Source organism: Bacillus sp. 16GRE42 (assembly GCF_019837435.1).
Lineage (GTDB): Bacteria > Bacillota > Bacilli > Bacillales > Bacillaceae_G > Bacillus_A > Bacillus_A wiedmannii.
Window position 1 is genome coordinate 87,453 of record NZ_JADAXF010000005.1, and the last position, 12,394, is coordinate 99,846.

Below are 12,394 nucleotides of genomic sequence, written 5' to 3' on the forward strand. Positions count from 1 at the left end.
TTTATAGGTGATATAGGGTACAGCCAACGTACTAACATAAAACCCGCATTAAGAATTGTTTGCACCGTAAAAATACTGTACATTTTTGTAATAATGCTTTGCTTGAATCGCCTACTGGGATAGCACCACATGCCCATTAAGCTAATATTTTAAGGTACACTCTAAATAGAAAAAATTTTTATAGCACAAAATTTCATTTTTGGCTTTTTTGGGGTAACCTGTTCTGTTAGGTTTATAGTAATGTGGTAATATCTCTTTATGGCGAAAGCCTGTTACAATAGTTAATAATAACTTAGGTACAAATTGATAATGAAATGGGGAAAGAGACTAGATGAAAGCAACCGGAGTAACTAGAAAAGTAGATGAATTAGGGCGTGTAGTAATTCCAAAGGAACTTAGAAATACGCTTGGTATTAAAGAAAAATCACCATTAGAGATTTTTGTAGAAGGGGAAGACATTGTTTTACAGAAGTATCAGCCTGGTGGTGTTTGTGCATTAACAGGAGAAGTGTTAAATCATAACATAGCATTAGCAAATGGTAAGATAACATTAAGTCCAGAAGGTGCAGAATTATTACTAAAAGAAATAGAACAGTATCTTGTAAAATAAATGCTCCTTTCAAGGGGCTTTTTTTTTATAGGGGAAATATAAAATTTCACGTATCATAATGTTTAATAAAAAACTAAATACCTAATTAATAGTCTACATATAATCTTATGTTGAATTAAGCCGCTAAATAGATACTGTATTGTTTGTTTTGAGAAGATTAGCAAATAATTTAGTACGAGATACTGAATTATAGGGTAAAAAAGAAAAAGGACGCTTAGCTTTAAAGGTCTAAACGCCAAAATGAATAGATAAAATATAAGTACATAGAGGGGAGAGTGATTCCCCGACTCATTATGAGTATATCATGGAATCAGGTTATAAAGAAAAACAAATAATAATTAGGCTTGTTAAGTGGTGGGGGAATTTTGAAGAAACTTACAAATGAAAAAATTGTACTGTTAAAGGTAAATATAGGGGTACTGCCAAGATACATGTAATTTTGAGTCATAGGCTTACTTTTATTTTGAAACATAATCAAATCGGGGTTTTTTCTATAATTTTTAAACTTATTATCATACACCCTAATCATACAATTGAAACAAAGTATTTTCAGTAGCTAACTAATGAATGATTAAGGTTGCTTGTGCTTTATTTGGATAGATACGAAATTTATATGCTTTATTGATCATCATTCCTTTCACACCCATTTTGATATGTACCTATTATACAACAAACGTACATTCGAATGATATTGAAGTAACAATGTAAGTATGTCGAACAATTAAGATGACTTCCTGCCATCCCTTGTCAGAAGCCAATTCATCTCCCACCTACTCATTTCACGTTCCTTGAGGAAGGAGTCTTCTTGGCTAAAATGATAAAAACTACGATACCTTTTCTGTGGAATCCTAGGAAAAGATGACGCTTTTATCTCCCAATAACTTAAAAACTTAAGCTATAAGAGAAAAAAGAATGAAGTATTCTGATGGTAGTAAATGACTTAGCGGTGTCAATGTATATATGACAAATCCGCCTATAGCTATTTACTTTCTTGAATTTTACATAATATTAATTTTTTGTGAATTATTACTCTGTAATTAATTAGATTTAATGTATTATTCACACGAAATGACTACCTTTGTGTAATTTATTTGATTTGTAAGACAGTTAGGAATACTAGATTAAAACATAAATACACGTTTTTGATAGATATTTTATAAAGTTGTATTTATATGTGTCATAAAATAACATCTAAATATAATTATAAACAGAGTAAAGGGAGGGCTATGTAAAAAGTAATAAATACAAGTTCATGAACTGTTTTTGCACGTAAACACATGCTAAAGAAATGAAAACTTTTAAATTTATCAAGGAAATGAGAGGGAGATACTATGGGGAATAAATCAAAGCATAAAACCAAAAGAATACTTGTAGCTACTGCAACATTAACTATACTTGCTTCTGGAATGGATTCTTCACCAGATGTCTTTGCAGAGGAAATGCAGCAACCAAAAAAATTATCAGCATCACTGCAAGGTGAGAATTCAGTTAAATCAGAAAATAGAGCGTATACAGTCCCAGGGAAAGGTGATGTCGAGGTACTAAAACAACAGGAAAGAAAAAGTATGGCATTTAGCCCATATGAACCCACTGGTTTATATGCAAAACCAAATGAACAAATAACGATTAATGTAGAAGGTAATCAAGATATTCAGGTATATATTGGAACGTATTCGTATGATGCTTCTTGGAGAGAAGATTCTAAAATAAAATTATTTACATTAAAACCTGGTATAAACACAATTCAATCTCCAAATGGGGGGATGATTTATTTTTATAATAAACAACAAGGTGGCACCATTCGAACAACAGTCACAACAGGTGGATCGACTACGCCTTTCTTTGAATTAGGAAAGCATACGAAACAAGATCTAATAAACATGCTGGACCAATATCCTAATGCACATGCAGTGGAGTTAAAAGGAGAACGTGTATTAATTACAGCCAGCCCTGCACGTGTTAAGAAATATTTGTTGGGTTCTAATACAGATCCTGTACAACTCTTAAAAAAGATGGATGAAGCTACTCGAATTCAAGACAAAGTAGCTGGATTATCCGAAGAACAAGTAGATAAACATTATGTTCATTACGTAGAGGAAAATCATTCTCCTGATTATTATATGTATGCAACTTCTTATCGAACTGCATATGTAGGAGATGCAATTCAATACGTGTTAGATATTGATAAATTTGTAAAAGATGGCTGGGGTCCATGGCACGAGGCAGGACATTTGAGACAACAATCGCCCTGGAAGTTTTATAATATGACAGAAGTACAAAATAATATATACAGCCTTTCTGTAGAAAAAGCATTTAATCAACCATCCAATTTAGAGAAAAGTGGAATTTATCCAAAAGCGTTTCAATATCTAGAACAAACGAATAAAAATTATGATGAAATTAGTGATGTTTTTGTTAAGCTTGTTATGCTTTGGCAACTACAGTTAGCATATGGAGAGGATTTCTATCCTAAATTGCATCAATTGTATAGAGACATGCCTTCAAATGAAATTCCACAAACTGATGAAAATAAAAAACAATTATTTATGATTTCAGCATCAAAAGTAGCCAAACAAAATTTGATTCCTTTCTTTGAGAAGTGGGGATTACGTCCAAATAACGATACCATCCAAAAAGTGGCTGCATTAGGATATCCAATTTTAACAACAGAAATTTGGAAGGGTACGGATTCTAATCCAATTAAACCAGATATGCCTAATGGAAATAATATTTTAGAAGGAAAACAGTTTGCATGGTCACTAAAAGGAATTAGCGATTTTGAGTTTGCTAAAATCAATTTCAATAAGTCGACAGAAGAAATGCAAATCGACTTAAAAGCAGGCATACCGCATCATTATTTTAATGAAACATACGCGAGTATTAAAGTACAAAATGCATCAGGAAAAGTAGTATATAAGAAAGATATTTATGGAAACAAACAGCAAAATGCTGAATCACAAACGGTACCAGTCAAAATAGGAGATTATATCGAGTTAACACATTTAGAAGGTGTGCATAGAGCTACTTTTATGAATGTCGATAATAGTAAACAAGAGAGCTTTGGGAAAAAAACCATATACGAAGTTACAAAGGATGGCCTGAAGAAAGTAAACCAAATTGTTAATCCGAAACCAGATACAGAAGCTCCCACACAGCCACAAGGATTATCCGCAAGCAATGTAACTTCTAACAGTGTAGAGCTAAAATGGAATCCTTCTACAGATAATGTAGGTGTAAAAGAATATCAGGTATTACGTGATGGACAACTAATTCAGACGGTACAAGGAACGACGTTTACTGATCAAAACTTAAAAGTTAATAAGGAATATAAATATGCAGTGAAGGCCGTAGATGCAGCTGGAAATACATCAATTCAAAGTAACATTCTTCCGGTAAAAACAAAAGATCAAAATGCATCTTATGAGAAATGGGATCCAAAGAAGGCGTATACAAAGGGAGACAAAGTAGAACATCAAGGGAAAGTGTATGAAGCTGTTCAAAATCATCAAGGAAATGGTGACCCGAATTGGATATTTGCAGTATCGTTATGGAAACCACTTACAATCAAGTAATATGTAAGAATCAGATGTGAAGATAGAAAAACATAAATTGGGGCAGTATTTTAAAGAATTACTGGATGTTGCTTGAATTTTGATAGATTTCTCTATTAAGTTATTATTCAAAAATTAAAATTAGAAAAGGAAGAAGATTAGTGATTATTCAGAAAGAAAAGAAAAGAAAAGATTTAATAAAGTTATTATAATTACCGCAGCATGTAGCATGTTTTCTATGTTTGGAACGTCTATTTCGCACACTAAAGCTGCAACACATTCAGCTGCTCCAGCAGTTTATGTCAGTCCCCAAAATATACCTGCCTCAGATATTATTAGTATAGACTGGTCACCAGTTCAGACTCCGCCTTATACGTACTGGGCTGTACACAACTGGAATGCAGGTGGTGAAGCTGGAGGATATGCTGGTTTTCAACAACAAAGTGGGTTTGATGAAAATGGAAAACGTACTTTACATTTTGCTTTATGGGATCCAATTTCCTCTAAAGAAGCAATAAAGGCCGAATACTTATCTCCGAATTCGCAAGCTGGACCCTTTGGAGGAGAAGGAACAGGAATGAAGGTTCAAACAACTTATGGTTGGAAAGACTACAATTGGTACAGAATGACAATGCGTTCATGGCAAGAAAATGGTCATACTAAATTTGGACAATGGCTGAAAGATGTAACAAATAATAAATGGCATCAAATTGCAATTATGGATTTTCCTGTTGCTAATGTTGCATTTAATCATGGATTAGGAATGTTTCAAGAAGACTGGGCTGATAGTGGACAGAATGTTCGAGAAGCGCGCCTGAAAAATGGTTATAGCCGAAAGTTAGTAGATAAACAATGGAATTCCTGGAATAATCAAAATATTTCAGGGACGCATGATAATACTTATCAATATGATGGAGGAGCCACTTCAGAATATGTATGGGTCAAAGCAGGAGGTAATACGCAGTCTACCATTGGATCAGGAAAAATATTCACGCTAAATCAACCTACTCAACCTGAAATAGGAAAACTAGATTTTGATATCCAATCTATATATTATGAAAATGAAAAATTAAATGTATCTTGGAAACTAAAAGAAAATAGTACACCGCAATTTAAGGGGAAAATTGAAATTTATAACAATGAAAATATGACGGGCCAACCTATTAACGTAATTGATGATATTAAATCTTATCAAAATGGAATCAGTCAATCTATATCATTATCAACAAATGCTTATGCAAAAATTGTATTAACGGATTTATTTGATCAAACTGTTGAGAAAAAGGTACAAATCAAAAATGAATCTCCAAACATTTTTGAAGGTAACGAATTTGCATGGTCGCTGAAAGGGATTGGAGACTTTGAATTTGCGAAAGTAAATTTAAATAAATCAACAGAAGAAATGCAAATTGATCTAAAAGCAGGTGTACCACATGACTACTTTAATAGTACATATGCAAGTATTAAAGTGCAAAATACATCAGGTAAAGTGATCTATAACAAAGAGATTTATGGAAACAAACAGCAAAATGCTGAATCACAAAAGGTACCAGTCAAAGTAGGAGATTATATCGAGTTAACACATTTAGAAGGTGTGCATAGAGCTACTTTCACAAATGTCGATAATAGTAAGCAAGAGAGCTTTGGAAAAAAAGCCATATACGAAGTTACAAAAGAAGGTCTGAAGAAAGTAGAAAAAATGCCAGAAGCAACAATCTTAGATGGAAATCAATTTGCATGGTCATTAAAAGGATATAGTGATAGAGAAATTGCAAAAGTAGATTACGATAAAACGGCAGAAGAGATGAAGATAAAACTAGAAGCAGGTGTACCACATTCCTACTTTGCTAGTACGTATGCGAGTATTAAGGTCCAGAATTCTTCTGGAAATGTTCTGTACAATAAAGAAATCGTGGGAAATAAACAACAAAATGCTGAAAGTCAAACTGTGCCCGTCAAGGTAGGGGATTACATTGAATTTACCCATATAGAAGGAGAAGCAACAAAGGAGAAAACGCGAGCAACTTTAACTAACCTTGAAAATAAAAAAAATGAAACCATTGGAAAGACAGCAAGGTATCAAGTTACAAAAGAAGGCCTGAAGAAAGTAGAGAAAATGCCAGAAACAACAGTTTTAGATGGAAATCAATTTGCATGGCCTTTAAAGGGATATAATGATCGAGAAATCGCAAAAGTAGAGTATAACAAAGCAACAGAAAAAATGCAGATTAAATTAGAAGCGGGAGTACCCCATTCCTATTTTACTGATACGTATGCAAGCATTAAAGTTCAAAACTCATCGGGCAATATTTTGTACAATAAAGCAATTGAAGGAAATAGACAACAAGCTGCTGAAAGCCAAACCGTTCCAGTCAAAGTAGGGGATTATATTGAGTTTACTCATATAGAGGGAGAAGCACAAAAGGAAAAGACACGCGCCACACTTACTAATCTTGAGAATAGTAAACAGGAATATATAGGAAAGAAAAGAATATATCAGGTTACCTCTATGGGATTATTAATAAAGTCATAGATTTCACTACAAAACTTAAATTATTGATTTATATAATATATATAAATCTTAACTATTATACGCATTAAAAAATGCTCAAGAGAAAATAGATTGGCGGGTATAGTATGAACATATTCAAAGGGTTTCTAATTTCATCAATTGCAATGACAACATTTGTAGGAACAGATCTAATACTACAAAATGATAGAATTCATAATAAAGTTTACGCGGAATCTTATAATGTCACATACAAAGAAACAGATTCTAATAAAAGAGATTCACAGGAAGAACAATTAATTGTAAAGTTTAAAAATGAAATTGACTTACCTTATGAAGATGGTATTGAGAAACGAATAAAAAATGGGAATTATGATAACAATTTAAAGAAGTTATTTTCCGAAAATACGGAACTTACTTTAAATCGCCTGTTCTCATCTGTAAATCCGATAGAGATTGAAAAGTTATCATTACACTCTAAATCATTTGCTAATCAATCAGCTAACAATCTATTAAATTATTATATTGTACAAGCTCCTAATAACATAGAAATAGAATTATTACTGAAAAAATTTGAAACATCACCTCTTGTAGAGGAAGCTTATATACAAGAAAAACAAATTTTGACACCCCCTGAAATACAACAGTTACCAGATTTATCTGTTAATCCGTACGATGATCCTAGATTTAAAAATCAAGGATATCTTGAAGCAGCACCAAAGGGAATTAATGCCTCGCATGCTTGGAGCATTAAAGGTGGTGACGGAAAGGGTACTACTTTTGTGGATATGGAATATGGATGGTTATTGAACCATGAGGATTTAGTCAATAAAAATATAAAGCTTATGTCTGGACAAAATATAAGTCAGCATAGAGCTCATGGTACTTCTGTATTAGGAATTGTTTCATCCGAAGATAATCAAATTGGAAATATTGGAATTGCACCAAGAGCAAATGTAAAAGTAATATCCCAAATCAGGGATAATGGAATTTATAATACAGCGGATGCCATTTTAAGTGCTGTACATAATTTACAAGCAGGGGATATTCTTTTATTAGAGGCACAAGCTTCGTATGATGGGTATGGGGAGAAATATTTACCTGTAGAAGTACATCCAGATATTTTTGATGCGATTCGTGTTGGTACAGATAAAGGGATTATTATTATAGAAGCTGGCGCAAATGGTTCAAACGACTTAGATAATTTTAAAAATCGTAATGGAAAAAAAATCTTAAATCGAAATAGTCCAGACTTTAAGGATTCAGGTGCTATTATGGTTGGGGCGGGATCATCAACTGTTCCACATAAACGTTTATGGTTTTCAAATTATGGAAGCCGATTAGATGTATATGGATGGGGAGAAAATGTTGATACAACATCTGCAAATCCAAGTCAAAATAATACAAATTTATATACATCAACATTTAGTGGAACATCAAGTGCTTCACCAATTATTGCTGGGGCAGCAACTTCGATTCAAGGTATTGCTAAAGAACACCGAGGTTCTCCTTATACACCAGCCGAATTAAGAAATATCTTAAGTAATCCAAATACAGGAACAAAATCTCAAGATCCATGGAATGATAGAATAGGTGTTTTACCTGATCTAAAATCTATATTAGATAACTTAGGTTTTAATCCAGATATACCGAACTCTTCTAATATTTTAGAAGGAAAGCAGTTTGTATGGTCACTAAAAGGAATTAGCGATTTCGAGTTTGCTAAAATCAATCTCAATAAGTCGACAGAAGAAGTGCAAGTTGATTTAAAGGCAGGCATACCACATCATTATTTTAATGAAACATACGCGAGTATTAAAGTACAAAATGCATCAGGGAAAGTAGTATACAATAAAGACATTTATGGAAACAAACAACAAAATGCTGAATCGCAAAAGGTTCCAGTCAAAGTAGGAGATTATATCGAGTTAACACATCTAGAAGGTGTGCATAGAGCTACTCTCACAAATGTTGATAATAGTAAACAAGAGAGCTTTGGAAAAAAAGCCATATACGAAATTACAAAAGAAGGTTTGAAGAAAGTAGAAAAAATGCCAGAAGCAACAATTTTGGATGGAAATCAATTTGCATGGTCGCTAAAAGGAATCAGTGATTTCGAGTTTGCTAAAATCAATTTCAATAAGTCCAAAGAAGAAATGCAAATCGACTTAAAAGCAGGCATACCGCATCATTATTTTAATGAAACATACGCGAGTATTAAAGTACAAAATGCATCGGGGAAAGTAGTATACAATAAAGACATTTATGGAAACAAACAGCAAAATGCTGAATCACAAAAGGTACCAGTCAAAGTAGGAGATTATATCGAGTTAACACATTTAGAAGGTGTGCATAGAGCTACTTTCACAAATGTCGATAATAGTAAGCAAGAGAGCTTTGGAAAAAAAGCCATATACGAAGTTACAAAAGAAGGTCTGAAGAAAGTAGAAAAAATGCCAGAAGCAACAGTTTTAGATGGAAATCAATTTGCATGGTCTTTAAAGGGATATAATGATCGAGAAATCGCAAAAGTAGAGTATAACAAAGCAACAGAAAAAATGCAGATCAAATTAGAAGCCGGTATACCACACTCCTATTTTACTAGTACGTATGCAAGCATTAAAGTTCAAAACTCATCGGGCAATATTTTGTACAATAAAGAAATTGTAGGAAATAGACAACAAGCCGCTGAAATTCAAACTGTTCCAGTAAAAATAGGAGACTATATAGAATTTACCCATATAGAAGGAGAAGCACAAAAGGAAAAGACAAGAGCTTTACTAATTAATCTTGAGAATAGTAAACAGGAATTTATGGGTAAGAAAAGAACATATCAAGTTACTTCTACGGGATTATTAACAAAATAGATTAAAAAGATGTCTAAAAAATATAATTTTTTTTGGACATCTTTTTTATTATTAAAAAAGAGTTAACTATTGATAATGATGTATGATGAATTCTATAGGCACATTAGATATTTTATATATTTATACCTATTCAAAAAAACAAGTTATAGCTAATGTTCTAAGGATTGACACATCTATCTTTGTTTAATATTTTTATCCAATTTTTCTTTTATTATCATCATGGAAATACGAATTTCATTAATCTCACTATCACTTAGTCCGTTAAACAATTGATTTATTTGTTCATCTGACTGAATATGAATTATATCTAGTAGTTCCTCTCCTTTTTTTGTCAAAAAGAGAAAGTTTTTTCTGCTGTCTTTTATTGAGCTTCTTTTCTCTATTAATCCTTCCTTCTCAAATCTACGTAAAATTCTGCTCATATAGCTTCTATCAATATTAAGTTCTTGCACAAGATTATTCGCAATACACTCTGTTCTTTCGCTTATTTCAAATAGTATTCGTGTTTCGGTTAATGAATAATCTGTATCTAGAATCTGGTTATTAAATAGACCAAGTACCTTTGTATAAAAACGGTTGAATTGTCTGATGTCATAAGTAATTTTTTTATCCATAGATCCTCCTTTAGTTGACTAAGTCCACGTTTAATATTAATATAACTGTACCCTTAAAATGTGGACTTAGTCAATGTTTTAAGGATGCCATTTTCAAAAATCTGTCGCAATCTTTATTAAAACCTAATTGAAGGAGATCGTATATGATTATTCGAAAAATGAAAAAAGAAGACAATGCAAAAGTAAAAGAAATTATACAAGATTCATTAAAATCACTTGGATTAGCGCTTCCTGGAACAGCTTATTTTGACCCTCAACTTAATGACCTACATCAATATTATAATAATCTAAAACATGCGAACTATTGGTTAGTAGAAATGGAAGGAGAAGTTGTTGGTGGAATTGGTATAGCACCGTTTAACGAATATGATAAAGTTTGCGAATTACAAAAGCTATACTTAAGTCCAAAAGCACAAGGTCTAGGGTTTTCCAAGAAACTAATGGAAACAGCTTTGTCATTTGCCTCTAAACATTATGAAAAGTGCTATTTAGAAACAATGCATGAATTAAAAACTGCATGTCTATTATATGAAAAATTTGGATTTATACTTTTAAATGCCCCCCTACCAGGTTCTGAACACTCCACTATGAATGCATGGTATATAAAATCTTTTTAAAATTAGGTGTATTAAACGCATCTATAAAAAGGAAGTATTGAAGGAGCTTTATTTTGACACAAATACAAACATGAATTTCAACTAAGCAATCAATTGCCTCTCTTAAACTGGCTATTTAAAAGTGATGAAAAAAACTCAAATGTAGCGATAAAAGTTTTGATAAATCTACAAAATGTAGTGATAAAACGAAGGAAAAACCATGAAAAATAGGCGTATCATGCAAAGTGTTGATACGCCTTAAAACTACATTGTTAAACAACATGTGTCGTCGTGTAGTAATAATGATGTTTATTTAATTATCTTAGTTTCAGTATTACAAATAATGGCTATCTTCTTTTATAAAAAATATATAATTTATTCAATTATTTTTTCGATAACAGGCATAGCAGCAATTGGTGGAATAGAGTGAGTCCATCCTACGGAAAATATGTTTAGTTTTTCACCTACGCTGTAGTTATCTTTGCTAGTAATAGGGACACGTAAGATTTTATTTTGAGAGGCTAATTCCCACCAATTATTTTGATAAGAGAGTGCCTCCACTTTTGTGTTAGTGTCAGCTACAACTAAATAATTATCATCTGCTGAAATAACATATCCAGTGAAAGGTATCTGTATTCGTATTTGTTCTTCGTTAATAGGAGTAGGGTTACTTATAGAATCTGCCGAAATAGGAGTTAATCCAAAAGCTAATCCACATCCTAGTGTTAAAGTGGTTACCATTGTTACTAATTTTTGTTTTTTGAAAACATAATATAAATCCCCCTTATATTTTATCCGTACACGATCACCTTTCTATTTATATATAGAATGTATTCTGATATTCCTAAATCTAACAATTATGTCACAATTGATCCATTGTTTTTTCAACTGGGTATTATTTAAAGATAATATATGTTATAATTCACCAAATTAACTATTAATTGTACCTTCAAAAATAATATATTTCTTCTCATAAACTACGTAAAATCGAGTGAAAATTAATAAATATATACCATTTTTGTAAGTTGGGAATTAACGGTAAATCATAAGTAATATAAATGTACACAAAAGTGTCGATTCTAATAATCTAGTTTGGCTAAAAAACTTATATCTTAAATAGAAGACTAGATACATTTTGACTAAATATAGATAATTTTTTGTATTTTTTAGTAGTATAATGAGATTATTTAAAAATGTAATATTATGTATATATGGAAATATTTATCTATTTTTGGGTTATTAGGGATTTATTTTATCTATAAAAGAAAATTAAATATTGATGTATAATTAAAAGTTCTGGTGCGAAAAATTTTATGGGAATTGCAAAAAATCTCTACATCTTGGACATACTGATGCTATTACTCTAAAAAAAGTATGTGATCGGTATGAAAAAGGAAAAAATTTTCATATGCAAGCACTATCAACCTACTATTATCTTATTAACGGTAAGATGGTACCCACGGTACAACCTAAATTTTCGTTATTTGTTGATGCGGATATTCTAGAAAAAGATGGGACAATCCATGACCAAAAAAAATAGAATATTTAAAATCACATATTATAAATTTTTAGAGGAAGCATCCGTAGCGGATGCTTTTTTCTTTGCTATATAAGATTTATATAATAAATGAGAAATTAACTAAGCAG

General features: G+C 31.8%; 7 protein-coding genes and 2 pseudogenes. 6 read left to right on the forward strand and 3 right to left on the reverse strand.

Going from position 1 to position 12,394, the window contains the following annotated elements; genetic code table 11:
* The first annotated feature begins 331 nt into the window (after nt 1-331).
* Nucleotides 332-610, forward strand: a complete 279-nt coding sequence (locus ILS93_RS23645; RefSeq protein ID WP_064474240.1) for an AbrB/MazE/SpoVT family DNA-binding domain-containing protein — start codon at nt 332-334, stop codon at nt 608-610.
* A gap of 569 nt (nt 611-1,179) precedes the next feature.
* On the opposite strand, the pseudogene ILS93_RS23650 reads toward ILS93_RS23645, so the two are convergent.
* Nucleotides 1,180-1,242 (reverse strand): annotated as a pseudogene (locus ILS93_RS23650) (helix-turn-helix domain-containing protein); the annotation flags it as partial.
* A gap of 699 nt (nt 1,243-1,941) precedes the next feature.
* Here ILS93_RS23650 and ILS93_RS23655 point away from each other — a divergent pair.
* The 3 genes from ILS93_RS23655 (at nt 1,942) to ILS93_RS23665 (ending at nt 9,537) form a co-directional block, all read left to right on the forward strand.
* On the forward strand, nt 1,942-4,182 hold the full coding sequence (locus tag ILS93_RS23655; protein ID WP_222661432.1) for a M60 family metallopeptidase: 2,241 nt from the start codon (nt 1,942-1,944) through the stop codon (nt 4,180-4,182).
* 208 nt (nt 4,183-4,390) lie between these two features.
* Entirely contained in the window at nt 4,391-6,694 is a 2,304-nt protein-coding gene (locus ILS93_RS23660) for a putative mucin/carbohydrate-binding domain-containing protein (RefSeq protein ID WP_261784308.1), read from the forward strand.
* A gap of 104 nt (nt 6,695-6,798) precedes the next feature.
* Complete coding sequence (locus ILS93_RS23665) at nt 6,799-9,537, forward strand: putative mucin/carbohydrate-binding domain-containing protein (RefSeq protein ID WP_222661434.1); 2,739 nt, start codon at nt 6,799-6,801, stop codon at nt 9,535-9,537.
* 173 nt (nt 9,538-9,710) lie between these two features.
* Here ILS93_RS23665 and ILS93_RS23670 read toward each other — a convergent pair whose 3' ends face one another.
* The gene (locus tag ILS93_RS23670; protein ID WP_222661436.1) at nt 9,711-10,151 is read right to left on the reverse strand and encodes a MarR family winged helix-turn-helix transcriptional regulator; all 441 of its coding nucleotides are present in this window, start codon (nt 10,149-10,151) and stop codon (nt 9,711-9,713) included.
* A 143-nt stretch (nt 10,152-10,294) separates the two neighbouring features.
* On the opposite strand from ILS93_RS23670, the gene ILS93_RS23675 reads away from it, so the two are divergent.
* Nucleotides 10,295-10,768: a GNAT family N-acetyltransferase gene (locus ILS93_RS23675; RefSeq protein WP_064474304.1), complete on the forward strand. Its 474-nt coding sequence runs from the start codon at nt 10,295-10,297 to the stop codon at nt 10,766-10,768.
* A 354-nt stretch (nt 10,769-11,122) separates the two neighbouring features.
* Here ILS93_RS23675 and ILS93_RS23680 read toward each other — a convergent pair whose 3' ends face one another.
* The gene (locus tag ILS93_RS23680) at nt 11,123-11,488 is read right to left on the reverse strand and encodes a DUF3221 domain-containing protein (RefSeq protein ID WP_064474303.1); all 366 of its coding nucleotides are present in this window, start codon (nt 11,486-11,488) and stop codon (nt 11,123-11,125) included.
* A gap of 644 nt (nt 11,489-12,132) precedes the next feature.
* Between ILS93_RS23680 and ILS93_RS28800 the strand changes: the two are divergent.
* A pseudogene (locus ILS93_RS28800) lies at nt 12,133-12,237 on the forward strand (IS6 family transposase); the annotation flags it as partial.
* Nucleotides 12,238-12,394: the final 157 nt, after the last annotated feature.

Bases quoted from the DNA above. Each gene is read 5' to 3' on its own strand.
- ILS93_RS23645 (WP_064474240.1), top strand. From the start codon at position 332: ATGAAAGCAACCGGAGTAACTAGAAAAGTAGATGAATTAGGGCGTGTA.
- ILS93_RS23655 (WP_222661432.1), top strand. From the start codon at position 1,942: ATGGGGAATAAATCAAAGCATAAAACCAAAAGAATACTTGTAGCTACT.
- ILS93_RS23660 (WP_261784308.1), top strand. From the start codon at position 4,391: ATGTTTTCTATGTTTGGAACGTCTATTTCGCACACTAAAGCTGCAACA.
- ILS93_RS23665 (WP_222661434.1), top strand. From the start codon at position 6,799: ATGAACATATTCAAAGGGTTTCTAATTTCATCAATTGCAATGACAACA.
- ILS93_RS23670 (WP_222661436.1), bottom strand. From the start codon at position 10,151: ATGGATAAAAAAATTACTTATGACATCAGACAATTCAACCGTTTTTAT.
- ILS93_RS23675 (WP_064474304.1), top strand. From the start codon at position 10,295: ATGATTATTCGAAAAATGAAAAAAGAAGACAATGCAAAAGTAAAAGAA.
- ILS93_RS23680 (WP_064474303.1), bottom strand. From the start codon at position 11,488: ATGGTAACCACTTTAACACTAGGATGTGGATTAGCTTTTGGATTAACT.